This is a genomic window from Paenibacillus sp. J22P90 (assembly GCF_059692195.1).
The window spans coordinates 649846-669061 of the sequence record NZ_JCAUAY010000001.1 but is presented as its reverse complement, the minus strand read 5'-3'; the positions used below and the strand labels follow the sequence as shown (position 1 = coordinate 669061).

Below are 19216 nucleotides of genomic sequence, written 5' to 3'. Positions count from 1 at the left end.
TATCGATTCACAAAGGGTAATGGCAAGCTGTCCAGTGCCCTTCCCTAATTTGCAATAGTTCAGGCTGCACTTCTTTACACCTTGCAGTTGCCGCAGGGCAGCGCGTGTGGAATCTGCAGCCAGACGGTGGATTAGCAGGAGAAGGGATTTCCCCTTCGATCTCGATCCACGCTCTTTTTTGCGTGGGATCCGTAGATGGAATGGAAGAAAGTAAGCCCTTCGTGTAGGGATGAGACGGATGGCGAAACAGCTCCTCACTAGGTGCGATTTCAACAAGCTTGCCCAAGTACATAACACCGATACGATCGGATAGATGGCGAACAATATTTAAGCCGTGAGCGATAAATAAGTACGTTAATCCCAGCTTTTTCTGCAAATCCTGCATTAAATTTACGATTTGCGCCTGTACGGAGACATCCAACGCAGATACGGCCTCATCCGCAAGGATAAACTTTGGATTGAGCGCGATGGCTCTCGCAATGCCAATTCGCTGTCGCTGGCCTCCCGAAAACTCGTGAGGAAACCGATCATACATAGAACGATTTAGCCCTACTAGCTCCAACAAGTCTTCTACTTTCGCCCGTTTCTCTGCCTTACTTAATGATTCATGGATATCAAAGGGTTCACCAATAATATCGCCTACCTTCCAACGGGGGTTCACAGAACCGTAAGGATCTTGGAAAATAACCTGCATGTCTCGACGTGCTTCCTGCAGTCCTTTGCCCGAAAGCTTGGATAAATCTTGCCCTTCGAACAAAACCTCTCCTTCTGTTGCCCGCTCCAGCTGAAGCAGCACTCGGCCTAGGGTTGACTTACCGCTGCCAGATTCACCGACTAATCCAAAGGTTTCCCCCTTCTTTATCGAGAAAGAAACGTCTTCAACCGCGCGTATATAGGACTTCGAACGACTTAATGTTCCTTTACCAACGGGGTAGAATTTACTTAACCCTTTCACCTCGAAAAGCGTTTCTTCCTTTGTATCTACCTTTTTCTCTATCTTCGTTTCTATCCTTGTGTCTACAACCGCCGCCACCTGCTGCCACTCGGCACGCTGTACCAATTCTTCCGAGTACCAACAAGCCGTAAGCCGTTCATTCACATTACGCAAAGGTGGACTATCCTTCACACAGCGTTCGGTCGCAAAGGGACACCTCGGGTGAAACCGGCAACCAGATGGTAAATCCGATAGATGGGGAATCGTCCCATCTATCGAGAACAAGCGGGATGTACGGTTGCTATCCATCGTCGTAATGGAGCGAAGTAACCCTCTTGTATACGGATGATGGGGCTGAGCGAACAATTGCTCCACGCTTGCTTGTTCAACGATTTGTCCCGCGTACATGACGATGATTTTGTCTGCCATCTCTGCAGCAATCCCCAAATCATGGGTGATGAGCAGAATAGACATATTGAATTCTTCTTTTAGCTCCTGCAGCAGGTGAAGAATCTGCGTTTGAATCGTGACATCAAGCGCAGTCGTAGGTTCATCCGCGATAAGCAGCTGTGGACTGCAGGTAAGCGCCATAGCAATCATCGCTCGCTGCAGCATCCCGCCTGAAAGCTCCCCTGGATACTGGTTCATTCGGATTTCTGGCTCTGGAATGCCGACACGCTTTAATAAATACACAGCTCGCTCCCAGGCTTGTTCCCGATTTCCCTGCTTATGCTGAATGATCACTTCCGTAATTTGACTGCCTATGGTAAATACCGGATCAAAAGCCGCCATAGGCTCTTGGAAGACCATCGCCATTTTTTTTCCACGCAATGCCCGAAGATCATGCTGTGACAACGTCGTTAAATCATCGCCATCAAGTACGATTTGACCACCGGATATACGGCCATTTTCATAATCGATTAAGCGCATAACTGATTTCGATGTAACCGATTTGCCACTGCCGGATTCTCCGACAAGACAGATGGTTTCGCCTACGCCAATATTTAAAGATATGTCTTGAATGGCCGTGAACGACCCTTTATTGGTTGTAAATTGTACACTTAAGTTGTCAATCTCAAGCAGTTGCTTCAACTTGCGCCGCCTCCTAGCTATGCCCTTCTCTGCTTTGGATCTAAGGAGTCACGTAGTTTATCTCCGATCAAGTTAACGGATATGACGAATAACGTGATCGCGAGGCCTGGAAATGTACATATCCACCAAGCCACTGTCAGATAACCCCGTCCTTGCGACAGGAGCGATCCCCAATCAGGAATCTCTTTGAGCACGCCTAATCCAAGGAAACTGAGCCCAGCACCGACCAGAATAGATGCACCCAAACCGATCGTGGACATCACCAAGAGTGGCGACCAAGCATTCGTTAGGACATGGCGAAAAAATATACGCATGGATGATGCACCTATGGACCTAGAGGCGGTAATGAAGGAGCGATTTTTTATGCTCAAAATCTGACCGCGCATGACCCTGGCGTATTGCGGAATGGACGCTGCTGCAACAGCAAAAATCAGATTAAATAAATGAGGGCCAAGCGCAGCAGCTATGGCTAACGCTAATAGGATGCCAGGAATCGTCATTAACACATCGATAATTCGCATGAAGATCGTGTCAACCACGCCGCCGATGTAGCCAGATAGCGCACCGATACTTCCGCCAACGATGCCTCCTGCGAGTACAGACGAGAAACCTATAATGAGGGAATCACGGCTGCCATAGACGACAAGACTGAACACATCTCTGCCAAAATAGTCCGTTCCAAACAAATGAGCTTTGCTTGGCGCATGCATAATTTGATCCGTGAGCATCGCTGTTGGTGAATATGGAGCAATCCATTGCGGAAAGATCGCACATCCAATAATAAACAACGCCATGATCGCTGCTAGGTAAACCAGAATTTCTGAAGCATTTAATCCTCTGGGTATCTTTGAGATTCGAAGATGCCACTTATGTCTCAGCCATATAGGTCTAGTAGAAATAACATCTTTCATAGTCACCCTGCTCCTCTCCATATGCTTTCATATCCGAATTATTGTGTACGACGAACCCGTGGATCTATAAATACATAAGAAATATCGACTAGTAAATTTACAGTGACGTAAATGATCGCTGAGAAAAATACGACACCTTGCACAACAGGCAAGTCTTTGGACATAATGGCGTCTGCGAGAATTCGGCCAATCCCTTGTCTGGAGAAGACGGTTTCGATTACAACGGTGCCCGCCATCAAATCTCCGATATGAATGCCAATGATTGTAACTGCTGGTATTAAGGCATTACGAAGCGCATGTCGGTACATCACTAAGCGTTCAGATAGTCCTTTTGCCCGAAGTGTCACAATGAAATGCTCATTGATAACTTCCAACATCGAGTTACGTACCATTCGAACGATAAATCCAGCTCCTACAAATCCAAGTGTAAGTGAAGGAAGGACAAGGGTTATGAGCCCCTTTGACCCCATTGCTGGAAACCAGCCTAAAGATACGGAGAAAATGAGAATTAACAAAATTCCGGACCAGAACGTCGGCATGGATATCCCGAACAACCCGACTATGCGAGCTACCACATCGATCCAGCGATTGCGGTGTATGGCCGATAGAACACCGAGCCCTACACCAATGATCGTGGATATGAGTGTACTAGCTAACGTGAGTGCCAAGGTTGCTGGCAGATGCTTTAGTATTTTGGGCAACACAGGTTCACTGTTTAGTAAGGATTTACCGAAATCTCCATGAATGATATCCAAGAAATAGTGCCCAAATTGGACATAAAATGGTTCATTCAGTCCGAGCTGTTGTCTTAAATTAGCAATCGCTTCGGGTGTCATGGAGGAAGGATCCACCATCGAAAGCACAGGATCTCCCGGCAGCACATACAAAATACAGAAAACAAGGATTAAGGAACCAAGAATGACCAGTAATGAAACTACAAGCCGTTCCGTTAATATCCTGCTCATATCGATTAGCTCCTTATATCGTTATTTTTGAATAAACGCATCATTAAAGATTGGGTAACCGAGCGAATCGAACTTCAAACCTTTAACCGTCTTCGATGCCGCAACCGTATAAGGGAACACATAAATAGGAATGATGACCGCATTATCGATAATGGATTTCTGTACTTGTTTATACAGCTCCGCGCGTTTCTTATCATCAGGCTCGATAGCCCCTTGTTCCAGCCACTTATCTACTTGAGGATCTGCAAGACCTGGTAGACTTGGGCGAGCTTTCGGATCGCTGGTATGATAGAAAGCATAAAGCGCATTTGGATCCGAATTCACCTGGCTGTTTCCATAGATATCATAGTCACCTTTGGTATAAATCACATTGGCTGTATCCTTCGTAATTTCAACTTCAACAACAATCCCTACTTGTTTCAACTGCTGCTGGATAATGACGGCAATATCATTTCGTTTCTCACGATTAGGTGATCCATCGACATAATGCAACGTAAGTTTCTTGCCATCTTTTACACGAATGCCATCTGCGCCTTTGAGCCAACCGAGTTCATCCAACAATTTGTTTGCTTTCGCAAGATCAGGTTTAACGCCATTTTCTAATGAGGCATCATAACCGAAAACACCAGGAGATAAGGGTGACCAGGCACGTGGATAAGTCCCTAGATAAAGCGTTTTGACAATCGCATCCACATCAATTGCTGCTTGAAGCGCTTGTCTGGCCTTCACTTCACCCCATGGCGCTTTTCGTTGATTAATAAATAACGTATAAGGCAATCCATTGGTATTAACTTGGTGAACCTGAACGCTTGAATCTGATTTCAATGAAACAATATTTTGTGGGGGAATCGTCTCACCAGCAAGCACTTGCTTGCTTTGAACACTTCCAATCCGAGTCGCTTCTTCTGGAACAATACTAAATGTGATTTGATCTAAATAAGATTTCCCTTTATTTTCGACAATCTCAGGTGCCCAGTTATAATCAGGACTATGCTTAACTTGAATGGACGCATTTTCTTCCCATTTCACAAAAGAGAATGGACCTGATCCAACTGGATTTTTACCAAATTGATCCCCATATTTCTTGGCTGCTGTTGGGGATACAATCCCAAGTAAAGCTTGACTGAGGTTACCTAAAAATGCTCTGGATGGTGTCTCGAGATTAATTTTTATCGTAGACTCATCAATCACTTCGGAAGATTTATAAGGCTTAAGTAAGGCTACTGAATTGGCCGCTTTCGTTGCTGGATCAAGAATCCGATCGTAATTGTATTTCACAGCTTCGGCATTAAATGGCGTTCCATCTTGGAATTTTACGTCTTTACGTAATTTGAACGTGTAACTAAGACCGTCGGGGGATACCGTCCATTCGGTAGCCAGCCATGGTTTAATCGAACCATCTGGTAATTGAACAACCAAACTATCATAAATGGTACGAAGCACCCTTACCGCTACGGCAAGACCGCTGCGATGCGGATCTAGGGAATCTGGTGAAGTCGCAAGCGCATAAGTTAGCTCTCCGCCAATCACCGCCGTTTGTTTACTATCTTGCTTAGCAGATTGTGAGGCATCCGAACTTTCATTGTTTGAAGCACACCCTGTTAACACGAGTGCAATAGCTAACGATAACGCGCTAAACTTGATCCAACTTTTTGATCTATTCATTTCAAATCTCCCCCCCTTTATAGGAATCCTATTAGTTGCTTACAATCTCTTTCACATACCGATTTGTTGGAAAAGGAAGACCCAAATTCCCTCGAAGCGTATCTGCTTCATATTCGGTTCGATAAATCCCGCGTTCTTGCAGAATAGGAATGACCTGATCTACAAAATCGCTTAAACCATTCGGAACGCCGGATCCAACAATAAATCCATCTGCTGCGCCGCTCTCAAACCATTCTTGAATGCGATCTGCGACTTGTACCGGAGTGCCGATAAATAAAGGTCTTGGCGTTGCAGATTGCAGGGCCACTTGACGAAGTGTCAGCCCTTGTTCCTGCGCATTTTGTTTGATGCGATCCGTTGTACTTTGGAAGCTATTTTTACCCAAATCGCCTAAGTCTGGGAAAGGGGCATCCAAATCATATTGTGTAAAATCATGATGCTCGAAGAATCGGCCTAGATATGCAAGTGCTTCCCCAATCGTCACCAAGTTGGCTACTTCCTGGTATTTACGCTCGGCATCTTCTTCCGTTACTCCGATAATCGGTCCAATTCCAGGCATCACGACAATCTCATCGGAATTTCTACCGAAGCCTACGGCTCTGCCTTTTACATCATCATAAAAGCGCTTTGCATCCTCCACCGTTGGATGACCTGTAAAGATCGCATCAGCCTCTTTGGCAGCTAAGTTTTTCCCATCCTCCGATGAGCCTGCTTGGAAAATGACCGGCCTGCCTTGCTTAGATCTACCGATATTCAGCGGTCCCTGTACGGAGAAAAATTCGCCTTTATGATCTAAACGGTGTAGTTTATCTGGATCAAAGAATACCCCTGATTGTTTATCTCTTACAAAAGCATCATCTTCCCAGGAATCCCATAATCCTTTGGATACTTGTAAATATTCCGACGCAATCCGATAGCGTTTGGGATGATCCGGATGTTCCTCCAGCTTCTTATTGAAATTCAGTGCTGAGCCTTCCAGCGGGGAAGTGACCACATTCCATCCTGCTCTGCCATCGCTGATATGATCGAGTGAGGAGAATTGTCTCGACACGGTGAAGGGTTCGCTGTATGACGTAGATAGCGTACCTACTAGGCCAATCTTCGAAGTTACGGAAGCGAGTGCGGATAATATCGTAATCGGCTCAAACCGATTCAAGAAATGGGGAATCGATTTCTCATTGATGAACAATCCATCTGCGATAAACAGTAAGTCGAATTTACCCGCTTCTGCCTTTTGTGCTTGCTCTTTGTAATACTTGAAATTTACACTGGCATCAACAATTGCATCAGGATGTTTCCAAGATGACATATTGCCACCAACCCCATGAATGATAGCCCCAAGTTTTAGTTGTTTTTGTTTCGGCATCGTAATTCCTCCTCGTTTTTAATAAACTATAATTCCTATTGGTTTTATCGGCATTAAGCGTTGTACTTACTGTATCACCGGCTTTTGAGGCGGTCAATCGAGGATAAAGATGTTCTATTGATGAATAGAATTGTTCTATGTAGCGATCCTTTTCCAATTCAATTCTATCAACGCATCCAGTAACAAGTCTGAAAAATCGTGACTAGATTCTTTCAATGTAATGAGAATTGTGCGTAAGGATAGGCCTCCCAATGCCTGAATATCAATAGGTACGAGATGTCCTTCTTTCACTTCTTGGCGTACACACAGCTCCGGCAGAAAGGAAACACCCAAGCCTTTAGCTACAAGCTTCTTGGCAGTCTCCAGATTATCGATTTGGTATTCGATTTGCGGCGGATGATCCAGTGTGGCAAATAGCCGATGAATCTTCACCCAATCAAGTGATCCACACTCAAAGAAGACCAGCGATTCGCGACCTACATCTTTTATCGTCAAAGGTTTCTTCGTTACAAAAGGATGACTAGGATGGACGAAAAGACGAATCGGATCCTCGTAATATCCCAAAATGTCTACATGCGGATGAGTAACATTACGGACAAAGCCGATATCGATTTCTTTATTCAGCAGCTTCTCTAGAATCACTTCTGTAGGAGCTGTCGTTAATTTCGTTTGAAGCTGAGCATGCTTGTTTTTAATACTAGGAAGAATTTCAGGTAGGATATAATTGGAGACCGATACCGTGCATCCGACTCTGAGCTCACTGTAATCCTTGTTGGCATGCTGGAGCAGCTGCTTCCCTTTCTTATAGCTTTGAAGGATTTGCCCCGCAAAGGGCAGAAACTGTTTTCCTTTATCCGTCAAAGTGAAATTCCTGCCTTCTCTTTCGAATAGTAAGGCGTTCAAATCACGTTCCAACGATTGAATGCGTGCTGTAACGGAAGGCTGAGACAAGAACAACGCATCCGCTGCCTTGTTGAAGCTGTTATAATGAATGACATAGACGAAGGCTTCGATATTTTCAATATTCATTGCCCATTACTTCCTCTCTGGGTCGCGCTTTATCAAGAACTTCGAGAGTATCCCGTAAGAAACCCATCGTCCTGATTATGTAAATAGATGGATACGCCTTCGAATGCTTCCTCTGCATCGATTCCGTCTAGCTGAAGCGCTATTGTTGTTTGATCTTTGAGTGACATACTCCATGATACGATGCCTAATAGGCCTTTCGCATTCACCTTTTCCCCTCGTGTACCCAAATAAATCTGACACGTATATTGATTAGCAATCGTCACAAAGCCCAACACGCGATCGAGGGTCCAAGGTTGATTTAGCGTAAATGTCCAATCTATTTTCATAAGAACTCCTCCTCTAAGCTGTAATCAAAATGAAAAAGGAGACACATTTATCCTACTAAGGATAAAGCATCTCCAGTTAACTGGTTGATTCCGATAATTCCGATTAATTTACTTGTAATTAAATTATAGGGACTCTGACAACCTTTTGTCAACGGTCGATTTCAAAAAATTATTCTCATCCCAGCAACTTCTGGTCCGTACGCTTCGCATTGAACACCTTTCGCTTCCATGCGGCGCCAAGCAGTGTTACACCCGTCAGGAGGAATACGAATTGTATGCCCAGCCAGCCGCCCATGAATCCACCTAGCAAAGGACCAACGACAATTCCGAATTGACTTGAAGATTGATTCAAGCTCACAGCTCTTCCACGGAAATCAGCTTCGGCATATTTGACGATGAGCGCATTTAGCGCTGGAAATACCGCAGCAAAAAACAATCCATAGCTGAAACGCAGGATGCCAAAGCCAATAAGATGATGAGCACCGAGCTGCAGCAAATTGCCAATGCCACCGCCTAACAACCCAATGAACAACACCTTCTCATACCCGATTCGGCCGCCAATGATCCCCCACCGAGGCCCCATAATGACCGTGGCAACGCCAACGGCTGAAAAAACAATTCCCGAACTAAGCGTGGCTTTATCCACACTCCCGCCGATTTGCACAACATAGAGTGTCAGCAGCGGCTCCAGAATCATTACTGAAGTAGAGACTAATAACGTTAGCCCAAATATCCCCAGCAGTTGAGCGTTACGAGCCGCATGTTTAAGATCCTTAATAACACTTATACGAGCTTCATCGTGTCGCTTGTGAACTTCCTTAACACCTACTAGTACAATAAGAGCAGAAACTAACGTAATGAAACCCGATGCAACGAAGCACATTCGCAGTCCCATCCAATGACTTAGTACGCCACCGACAAGAGGTCCAATGATCCCTCCGGCTGCCGTTGACGTTGAAATCACACCCAGCGCGTATCCGACGTGCTTTTCCGGTGTATTTGTACCAACCAAAGCAATCGAAGCTGGACCAAAGCCTGCCATCAGCCCTTGAAAAATCCGCACAAGAATGAAAGTGAATAGATCATAAACAAAATAATTAGCGAAATGAGCCAAAGCTAAGCCAATACCTGACCGAATTAACATCGGTTTCTTCCCAAATTTATCGGCTAGTGACCCCCAAAAGGGCGCACACAATCCACTGATGAGAAAGCTAATAGAAATGGAAATACCTGACCACATTTCAAGCCTATGCTGAATACCTAGATCATTTTGCAAGAAGATGGGGAAAAACGGTACAGAGAGGGTATACGCGATATGGCTAATAAATAAGCCCATCCATAATATATGTAGATTGCGTTTCCAATAGCGTTCCATGCGTCACCCCTTTTGTAACATTGAAGCAGAAAAGAAAACCTCACAGCCGATGCTGTAAGGGGCATAAACGGCTAATGTAGGACCACTGGTGAGTGGTTCCATACTGTACTTGGAATTTCCCGTCGCAAAACAGGAGCAACTTCAGTAGCAAAACGCTCCATCTGTTCGCGCTGCTCCGCTTCGCTCAAGCCATCTACGCTGATGCTGACCACTTGGTGACCATAGGCTTCGTGGTAGTTCAGGATCTTCTCGATCACTTGATCTGGACTGCCGATCAGAACAGGCCCGTTCTGCACATTGTCCTCCAGATCTTTGAACGGTGAGTTGTTGACCTTCGACGCAGCTGTTGCATGGAACGCATCGTAATAGGGACGATAACGTTTCATTGCCTCCTCCGTTGTGTTGGCCAAATATAAACTGCCAAAGCCCGAGCCAACAATCGCTTGTTGCGGATCATGGCCATAAAAGGCTAGTCGCTCCCGATAGTGATCGATTAACGCTTTGTATTTGGCTTGTGGATGGAACGTATTCGACGAGAAAATCGGTTCACCATACTTCGCAGCCAACTCCGTCGACAAGGTACTTGATGCACTGCCATGCCATACGGGGATCGAGGGCTGAAAGGGTCTTGGCTGTATCGTTACATTGTCCAATGGCGAACGGTAACGACCCCGCCAGGTTACGTTCTCCTCACTCCATAACCGCTTTAGGAGTGCATAACGTTCCGCAAGGGATTCCCACTGCTCCTCTTCCGTAATTCCGAACAGCGGATAGTGTCTGGGGTCGTTGCCTTTTCCGATGATTAACTCAATTCTCCCACCAGAAAGATGATCGAGGGTAGCATAGTCCTCAGCAACGCGCACCGGATCGAGCACGCTTAGGACGGTAACCGTTGTTAACAAGCGAATACGTGAGGTCCTGGCAGCAATCGCGGTCAGAACGACGGGTGGTGAAGATGAGATAAACGGTGCGCCGTGCCGCTCCCCCACACCATACGCATCAAAGCCTAGTTCTTCCGCAAGGACGGCCTGTTTCAGCACGTTTTCAAATTTCTGATGGGTCGTCAATATTTCCCCATTTACAGCATTCGGTATATTCATCATTAGGCTGAATAAAGCAAATTTCAAGGTATACAATCTCCTCTCTAAAGCTGGCTCACGTATAACCCACCATTAGGTAATTAATCCGATTTTGCCGAACTAATTCCACTCTCTGCATCCACAAACCTCAATTAGTCAGATTTCACCGAATTAATTCGCCACTACCAGCCCCCCTATCTCGAAAAATAGGCATTTAGTTCGGTGAAATCGAACTAAACGAGCTTTCCCTTATGAAATCCCCCATTTAGTTCGGCAAAATCGGACTAACGGGACTCTAGCACCTTGCAGTCTCTCTGATTAAAAAGAGCGCCCCCAAGCATAGCGAGTCAAAAAAAAAGCATGGACGTAATGATCCATGCTTCTGGATGACCAGACAGCCTATTAATTCCGATAAATCCAATGGGTTTTACAAGTCTAAAATTAACATCGTATACACTTGATTGTCAATTTAGGTTTTCAGTCTTTTAATAGAATAATTCTATTAGACAAATGAATTCAATCCAAAAAAATCCTTTGTCGTTTGAGCAGTTGCCTCAGCAACTTCTTCGGCAGTGATCCCAAGGCATCCAGCAACTGTCGCTGCGATGTGCGGAAGAAAAGCAGGCTCATTCCGGCCATCCTGCGGCTTTACGGGCAAATCGCGCGGAGTAAGAAATGGAGCATCTGTTTCTAGCATTAAACGATCTAGCGGTATTTTCTTCACAAGTTCGCGCAGATGCTTGCCTCTACGTTCATCACAGATCCAGCCTGTGATGCCGATATAAAACCCTAGCTGCAGATAAACCTGCAGCTCTTGCAGGGATCCCGTAAAGCAATGGACAACAGCTTTATTCATTGAACCGACATACGGCTTCATGATACCAACGAAATCCAAATGTGCTTCTCGCTCACGTAGGAAAAGCGGCATTTGCAGCTCGCAGGCAAGCTGAATCTGTCTCTCAAACCATTTCCGCTGCACATCGTGAGGTGAAAAATCACGGTTATAGTCCAGTCCGCATTCACCAATGGCAACCACTTGCGGCAGTTTTGCCAATTGACGCAGGTTATCCATCGTCTGCTCTTTACAATTGCGTGTGTCGTGCGGATGTATCCCTGTCGTTGCAAATAATTTCCTAGGAAATTTTCCTGCATATCGCGACGCTTCATCGCTGCTTCTAATACTTGTGCCAGTCATGATGAGCGGGCTCACCCCCGCCGCTATCGCCCTCGCAACCACATCGTCGCGATCTTGCTCAAAAGAGCGATGCATTAAATTTACTCCAATGTCGATGAGTTGATTACTCATTGTGTTGCACCTCTTATCTCATTTTCTTAACTAACCAAAAAACCAACCCTCACATCCGAATCCTCTTTCATCCATGACATCGTCTGGCCTTTATGCAAATCTGCCTTCATCGATTTCACCAGCTTTTCGATATCCACGCTTTGCTCATAATGCCACTGAAGCGCAGCTGATGCATACAGTTCATTTAACTGGGCAAAAGTGAACCCTTCTGTAAGCTTCGCCGTTACGCGAATCATCTCTTCATTCAGAAGCTTCCCGATCCCCTTTTGCTCCAAATAAATCAGTCTCAGCTCTAGGTCTGGAAGCTTGATTTCATAAGCACGGTCGAATCTCCCCGCTCGGTTCATTAGTGCCGGATCAATTTGCTCCGGATAATTCGTTGTTCCAATGAGGAATATTCCTTCTTTCGAAGTCGCGCCATCCAAAATGTTTAAAAAGTACGATCTTGCCCGCGGGGGCATCGCATCGATATCTTCAATTACAAGAATCATTGGCGCCATTTTAGCTGCAGCTTGAAACGCCTCTTGAATTGACTCACTACCGGTGTTCTCCGTTATTTGCCAATAAGCAACAGGAGCTTTGACACTGCCGGCAATCGATTTGACGAGCGTTGTTTTTCCATTCCCAGGCTTCCCATAGAGCAGGATACCTCTTTTGTAAGGAAGATCATACTCCTTGAAAAAGGCACGATCCTCCGCGAAAAACTGATCAATTGCGCGATAAATATCTGTCTTCACTTCGCCCTTCATGATGACCTCTGAACGGTCCACCATGCGTGTTATTGGAGCAAGCTCCTTTTCCATACCATGAGGTCCATCCGTGAAAACGGTCACTTGTCGAAGGTCTAAATCTCTACGCCGCTGCCGAGCGTGTTCTAGAAAACGCAACAAACTCGCATCGTCCGCAGCAAAAACAAAATCCTCAACTCCGACGCCATGCATACGAAAGATGGGTACTCTAGCTAAAGCGATTCCCCAGAAAGGGTAAGCAAAAACGTTATTGCGCAGTGTAGGATACGTCCGATAAGCCGCAGCCTCATTTTCCGCATCCATTCCGAATGCACGTGACTCCATGTGGTCCAAGATCCGAGTAACGAACTGTACATCACTTGATCCTGATTTCACATCCTGTTCAAGCAGATCCCAATAATCCTCCTTCCCATCGTCACTTAAATAGGGTTCAAAGTCTTGACCATATTTCTCTCTCAGCACATTCTGAATGCGTTGTACTACATAGGCATAGTCCCCATACGCTTTCAGCGAGTCCCCTTCAGACCTCTTCGGTGCTGATACAGCCGCTGATTCTTCATTCATCTTTATCTTTTGTACGTGTATCATTTTGCACCTTTTACTGCCGCCAGCGGCTTACATTTCGCTACAACTTCAGCCAATCCCGCTCCGACGACACTTTCAATAATTTGATCAACATCTTTATAGGCTTGAGGCGATTCATCTAAAATCGATTCTAACGATTTTTGGTTGACGACAATTTCATCATCCGTACCTACTCGCATGGAAGTGGCGAATTCATTGAGTGTAATCAATCTTTTCGTCGCACTCCTTGAGCGAATTCTTCCTGCTCCATGACAAATGGAGTGAAAGTTGGCTTTGCCGCCCTGTGCTCCTACCATGATGTAGGAAGCTGTCCCCATCGAACCCGGAATCAGCGCTGGGTGACCCGTTGTCGCATAAGGCTGTGGATTATCAGGATGTCCAGCTGGAAGTGACCTTGTCGCCCCTTTTCGATGAACAAAATAGGACTGCCCTTCATGCTTTTCCTCCCACGCATAGTTATGCATAAGATCGTACAACGTGGTCATTTCAAACTTCGAGCCAAACATATCTTTACCCGCCTCACGAATGGCATAGGCAATCAGATGGCGATTGACAACCGCATAATTGAGCGCTGAATACATCAGATTGACATAAGTCTGGGCTGCCGAATGTTCTAAAGGCGCAAATAATAGCTTAGGATCAGCAGTCCCTAATCCGTTCATCTGCATCACCTTCAGTATGTCACTGCTGCAATATTGGCTTACAGAGCCACCCCAAGCACGCGAGCCCGAATGAATCATAATGACCACTTGACCATCAAAAAGTCCCCAGGCTTCCGCCACCTCCCGGTTCTCTTCCGCAATCTCTATCGACTGGATCTCCGCAAAATGGTTCCCATTCCCCAGCGTCCCAAGCTGACGATGCGACCGATGCCACACATGACTAGGGAAGCGATTTAATGCATTTTCATCTAATGTAAATTTACTGCTCTCCACATGCGTAAGCGATGTCGCCTTTCGAGGTGTATAGCCGTCGGGTATATACTTCTTGGGAAGTCCATGCAGTCCTTTGGTGACGATATGTTCCAATCGGATGTCGGAGAAATGGCCACGTGCGTGATCTTCAACGGGCAAATACTTCTCGATCGTCTTCACCAGCTTGCGGCGCAGCTTCACATCCTTCAGTTCATCCTTATGCAAATTCGTCATATGCACACGCATGCCACAGCCAATATCGCTGCCGACGATAGATGGTGATACATATCCGTTTTGTGTATGCCATACCGCTGTCGTCCCAATACAAGTACCAACACCGACATGTACGTCAGGCGTATAGCTCATATACGCTAGATTTGGAATCTGCAAGTTGTTGTTGGCCATCTGAAATATTTGATAATCTAAATTTTTAAACAACTCTGGTCCTGCATATACATGGACGACTCCTGCTGGGAGCTGGACCTTTTGATAGTAATTTTCTTTCATTCGTTTTGTTCCTCTTTTCTTGTTATGTGGACGCAAAAAAGCCGCAGACCAACATCGTCTACGGCTTTCTCATGTCAAATTCATCTAGGCATACTCAAAGAGTACCTACGTATTCGGCAAAAGTAAAAGTCCGGTTGAGACCGATGGTATGAAGTGCTTTTCAATTGTCAGGGTGTTGATATAAATTTGATTGCGAATCATATCGTCGGCCTCCTTTCCATTCATTTACAAGTATCATACGAGTCAAAGCTCTGTACTGTCAATCCGTTGGCGGCGGAAAGATTAATTATAGTTATCGTTCTCATTAATAAAATTTATCATTTGGGGTTTCTGTCCCCAACAAAGGAGTTCAACTGCTCTAATAAGTTGCCCCCACCATTAAAAGAAATCGTCCCGATTTTCTCACAAATCTTCTCCAGGAATTCAAGCTCCTTCAGACGAAACAGGGTTTGGTTCTCATCCATAAGCTTGGCCGTATTCAACAAGCTTCTCGTAGAGGCCGTCTCCTCGCGCCGCGTAATGAGGTTGGCTTGCGCTTTTTTCTCAGCTAACAAGACCGTATTCAGGATATCCTTAATATCACCCGGCAAAATAATGTCTTTCACACCTGCAGACAAGAACTGTACGCCATAATCTTGGCTTTTCTCATTCAAGCGTGACAACACGTAGGTAGCGATTTCCTGTTTCATTTTCAACAAATCATCTAATTTCAACGTTCCCACATACTCCCGTAATACAAGCTGCAGCCCAATGTACATCTGCTCTTCAAACGATTTGATTTCAAGCGCTCGAAGTGGATTCAAAATGCGATATTGGCACACAAAGTTAAGTCGCAATGTCACCTTATCCTCCGTCATCATTTCTTGCCCTGTCATATCCATTTGCTGTTGACGCAGGTCGACGGTTTTCACAGAGACACCTATAGGTCCCTTCCAAAAATAATATTTGCCGGGAGCAAGCTCCCTTTGCATGACATGGTTATAAAACAAAGCTCCGCTTTCATGACTAGCGACATCAAATGTTTGATAGTAACCAATCAGCTTAGGAATGATCGCTGAATCAATTTCATCAGGTAATTCAGGATTACGTATATCTGCACGAAGATAAGTATGCTCTTTCAAAACAGTCCAAAAAGCATAACTTCCAGCTGTCAATAATCCAACGAATTTGCCGTTTTCATAATGCAGAACATATTCATTATCTTGAACCTGTATAATATCCAGCTCTTTAATGAGTATTTCATCATGCAAAAACAACTGAAGATCTTTCCCTTTTACATGAAACGGCTGCATGATATTTAGAATCTCAACGTGATCATCCGAAAATGGTGACAACCGGTACGTGCCAGGTTGTAAGCTTTTATAGTAGCTGCCTTTACGAAAAAGCAGTCCTCGTTCGTCATTTTGTATCGTCACTTTTTTAAACATGTTAACCCTCCTTGAGTTTTAGATCACATATTTGGAGTCCTCCTGCGAAGAAGGCGGAATTCTGCTTAAGAATACAAGTCATGCGTAGCGCCATTTGAACATAGTTGGAAATGTTAGGTTTCACTAGCAAACCGTCTATCTTCCCGTTAGTAACAAACGGTTGTAAGCAGTCTTGTAATCGGTATCTGCAGATTGCATAGCCATAGCGCAGTGTGCAATTTGTAAGCCACAGAAGACTCCAGTACACGATCTTTTTAGGAATATCTTAATGGGGAGTCGAACCCCTACACCAGAGGAATGTAAGCCGACATGAACATTACAGTATACAAACACATATCGATGTGTTCGCACTGCCGGACTATTAGAAATCCTAGCCTAGGTAATGTCACTCGTTCTTACATCCAAAGCTATCTTCGCTTATTTTCATTCAAACGAACATGGTGAAAGTATGGCGACGTGTTAAAAAATTAGTGAAGCTCTCCAAATAAAGCGTTTACATTATTATTCAACACCAATATAATATTTCTATTTACATATTTATTCCTCAAAGAAAGTGAGATGTACGATGAAACGGTGGTTACCGATTGCTATCCTGCTTACGAGCGTGCTTTACATTTTTGAAATACGGCCTGAGCATGAAATATTTAAATTCTTTTTCAAATTAATACCGATGTGGCTGATATTGTATTATGCTTACTCGCATATGCCTCCAGCTAAAAAAAGCGTTCATTGGTTAATGTTAACCGGCTTATTCTTCGGTATGCTGGGTGATGGACTGATTATGTTTTGGTTCGTTCTTGGTCTTGGTGCTTTTCTGATCGGTCACTTGTTTTATACCGCTGGTTTTCTTGTCCATTGGCGTTTCTCTTGGTGGCGCTTTTCCTCAATCGTACCTATCGCCATTTATTCCTTCATCATGGGCAGAGAGCTAGTAATCTCCCTCTTGGAGCAAAATAACGATGGACTAGTAGTACCTGTGCTTTTCTACATTATCGTTATCTCGTTAATGGGCTGGTCTGCGATTATGACAGGTAACAAACTCGCGATGATCGGCAGTTTCCTGTTCTTGATTTCGGATTCCATTCTGTCATGGAACTTATTCGTCTCCCCAATCTCCTCAGCGGATATCCTGATTATGACTTCCTATTACAGCGCCCAGTTTATTATCGCTCGAAGCGCAGCTCTACCTGAAAAAAATAGATAAGACAACATTCATCCGTCAACCGTAAACAACAAAAAGACTAGGATTAGAATCCTAGTCTTTTTGTTGTTTTTCTATATTGGCAACATAAGTTCAACAGTTGTTCCTGCATCGATCTGACTTTTAATATGGAGAGTCCCGCGATGCGCTTCAATGATTTTATGACATACCATTAATCCTAATCCGGTTCCTTTTTCTTTTGTTGTGTAAAAGGGTTCGCCTAACATCGGTAATCGTTCTTCCGAGATTCCACAGCCTTCGTCAATAAAACGAATACTAATTTTTTTGTCGTCTACCTTCATTTGAATAAGGATATCCCCCCCACCTATCATCGCCTCAATCGCATTTTTAAGAATATTAATAAATACCTGTTTTAATTGATTTTCCTCACAATTGACGAAAGGAATGTCGTCATCAATAATCTCCGTATGAATTTGTACTTTACTAAGAATTGCTTGTGTGTCTAGCAGCGATATCACATCATGAAGAGTTTTTCTAATATCCTTCATCTCAAAATTCACTACTTGCGGTTTAGCAATAACCATAAACTCGCTCACAATATCATTGATTCGATCCAATTCAGATAACATGATCTGAAAAAATTGATTATAACCATCGATCCTTGTTTGTAATAATTGAACAAATCCTCTAAGTGAGGTCAAAGGATTTCGAATTTCATGAGCAACACCAGCTGCAAGCTGCCCCACTACCGAAAGCTTTTCTGATTTAAGCAATAGTTCTTCTGTTCGCTTACGCTCTGTGATATCTTTTGCAATACCGTAAACACCATCGATTTTATCGTTGATAATAATAGGAACCAGTTTCAAGTTTACTTCTACGTTAGTCCCATCTTTGTGAGTAATGGCAATTTCGATGTTATTTGATTCACCTTTTACCGCCTTTTCAAACTGCTGCGATATTTTCTCTTGATCTGGAGCGACAATGAAGTGAATGAAGGATTGATTATGAAGCTCTTCCTTCTGATAGCCCATGATCTTCTCAGTAACAGGATTACTATGAAGCATACACCCATTTACATCTAACGAAAAAATGGCATCAGGATTATGATCTACAAGCGACTTATAACTTTGTTCTCTTTCTTCCAGCATACGCTGGGCTTTTTTACGCTCTGAGATGTCCCTGCATAAAAGCTGTACAGCCGGTTTACCAAGGAAAACAATAGGAACTCCTCGAACCTCTACATCAAAAAATTGACCATCCAAACGAAAAAATTTCTGATCGATGGGATCCGTTGGTTTTCCTTCCTCTGTGACTTGCCTAATACGTTTATTCGCAATGTCAGTAAAGTCTGGATGAACGAAATTAATAACTGGCTGACCAATAAGTTGATCTGGGCTAGTTGCACCAAATATTTTAATCCCAGCAGGGTTAATAAAGACTATATTTCCTTGACTGTGAACGAGTACCGGTTCAGGCGAATGTTCCACAAGGATTCGATAACGTTCTTCGCTTTCGGTAAGCGCCTTTTTCAAACGTTTGACCCAAAAATATAGAATCAAGGCCGTAGTTAGAACATAAAATAGCCCCTTCGAGGAATGGATAGTAATTGCCGCTGACATGTTCAGTTTGTCCATTAATCGATCAGATAGGAGTACCCATAGACAACCTATAAACACATAGACAAAAGTGATTTTAAAAGGAGTATTAAACCTTGCTGCCTTTAATTTATTATGCATATGTAACTTCCTTATTTTTCATTTTATGAACATGTGTGGAACATTAATGAGTAGTTAGTTGATTATACCAGTTTTTATCCAAAATAAT

The 19216-nt window shown here is 44.1% G+C and carries 15 protein-coding genes; 1 reads left to right on the top strand and 14 read right to left on the bottom strand.

Annotated features, from left to right (window positions below; genetic code table 11):
* Nucleotides 1–7 precede the first annotated feature (7 nt).
* The 13 genes from AC58UX_RS02520 to AC58UX_RS02460 form a co-directional block, all read right to left on the bottom strand.
* Nucleotides 8–2026: a dipeptide ABC transporter ATP-binding protein gene (locus AC58UX_RS02520; RefSeq protein WP_497249401.1), complete on the bottom strand. Its 2019-nt coding sequence runs from the start codon at nucleotides 2024–2026 to the stop codon at nucleotides 8–10.
* 17 nt (nucleotides 2027–2043) lie between these two features.
* Complete coding sequence (locus AC58UX_RS02515; protein ID WP_497249399.1) at nucleotides 2044–2937, bottom strand: ABC transporter permease; 894 nt, start codon at nucleotides 2935–2937, stop codon at nucleotides 2044–2046.
* Nucleotides 2938–2975: 38 nt separating this feature from the next.
* A complete protein-coding gene (locus tag AC58UX_RS02510; RefSeq protein ID WP_497249397.1) occupies nucleotides 2976–3902 on the bottom strand; it encodes an ABC transporter permease in 927 nt (308 codons plus the stop codon).
* A 21-nt stretch (nucleotides 3903–3923) separates the two neighbouring features.
* Nucleotides 3924–5567, bottom strand: a complete 1644-nt coding sequence (locus AC58UX_RS02505) for an ABC transporter substrate-binding protein (RefSeq protein ID WP_497249395.1) — start codon at nucleotides 5565–5567, stop codon at nucleotides 3924–3926.
* A 31-nt stretch (nucleotides 5568–5598) separates the two neighbouring features.
* Complete coding sequence (locus AC58UX_RS02500; RefSeq protein ID WP_497249393.1) at nucleotides 5599–6933, bottom strand: LLM class flavin-dependent oxidoreductase; 1335 nt, start codon at nucleotides 6931–6933, stop codon at nucleotides 5599–5601.
* Between the two features lie 135 nt (nucleotides 6934–7068).
* On the bottom strand, nucleotides 7069–7962 hold the full coding sequence (locus AC58UX_RS02495; RefSeq protein WP_497249391.1) for a LysR family transcriptional regulator: 894 nt from the start codon (nucleotides 7960–7962) through the stop codon (nucleotides 7069–7071).
* A gap of 32 nt (nucleotides 7963–7994) precedes the next feature.
* Complete coding sequence (locus AC58UX_RS02490) at nucleotides 7995–8288, bottom strand: HPr family phosphocarrier protein (RefSeq protein ID WP_497249389.1); 294 nt, start codon at nucleotides 8286–8288, stop codon at nucleotides 7995–7997.
* 175 nt (nucleotides 8289–8463) lie between these two features.
* Nucleotides 8464–9663, bottom strand: coding sequence for an MFS transporter (locus AC58UX_RS02485; protein WP_497249387.1), 1200 nt, complete (start codon nucleotides 9661–9663; stop codon nucleotides 8464–8466).
* A gap of 71 nt (nucleotides 9664–9734) precedes the next feature.
* Nucleotides 9735–10790 carry an LLM class flavin-dependent oxidoreductase gene (locus tag AC58UX_RS02480; protein ID WP_497249385.1) on the bottom strand — a complete coding sequence of 352 codons (1056 nt, stop codon included), beginning with the start codon at nucleotides 10788–10790 and terminating at the stop codon, nucleotides 9735–9737.
* 454 nt (nucleotides 10791–11244) lie between these two features.
* Complete coding sequence (locus AC58UX_RS02475) at nucleotides 11245–12048, bottom strand: TatD family hydrolase (RefSeq protein ID WP_497249383.1); 804 nt, start codon at nucleotides 12046–12048, stop codon at nucleotides 11245–11247.
* 26 nt (nucleotides 12049–12074) lie between these two features.
* The gene (locus AC58UX_RS02470) at nucleotides 12075–13361 is read right to left on the bottom strand and encodes an AAA family ATPase (RefSeq protein WP_497249381.1); all 1287 of its coding nucleotides are present in this window, start codon (nucleotides 13359–13361) and stop codon (nucleotides 12075–12077) included.
* Between the two features lie 20 nt (nucleotides 13362–13381).
* Entirely contained in the window at nucleotides 13382–14803 is a 1422-nt protein-coding gene (locus tag AC58UX_RS02465) for an RtcB family protein (protein ID WP_497249379.1), read from the bottom strand.
* Nucleotides 14804–15120: 317 nt separating this feature from the next.
* Nucleotides 15121–16230 carry a slipin family protein gene (locus AC58UX_RS02460; protein ID WP_497249377.1) on the bottom strand — a complete coding sequence of 370 codons (1110 nt, stop codon included), beginning with the start codon at nucleotides 16228–16230 and terminating at the stop codon, nucleotides 15121–15123.
* 565 nt (nucleotides 16231–16795) lie between these two features.
* Between AC58UX_RS02460 and AC58UX_RS02455 the strand changes: the two genes are divergently transcribed.
* Nucleotides 16796–17434: a lysoplasmalogenase gene (locus AC58UX_RS02455; RefSeq protein WP_497249375.1), complete on the top strand. Its 639-nt coding sequence runs from the start codon at nucleotides 16796–16798 to the stop codon at nucleotides 17432–17434.
* Nucleotides 17435–17505: 71 nt separating this feature from the next.
* Here the strand turns inward: AC58UX_RS02455 and AC58UX_RS02450 are convergent, their stop codons facing one another.
* Nucleotides 17506–19128 carry a PAS domain-containing sensor histidine kinase gene (locus tag AC58UX_RS02450; RefSeq protein WP_497249373.1) on the bottom strand — a complete coding sequence of 541 codons (1623 nt, stop codon included), beginning with the start codon at nucleotides 19126–19128 and terminating at the stop codon, nucleotides 17506–17508.
* Between the last annotated feature and the right edge of the window lie 88 nt (nucleotides 19129–19216).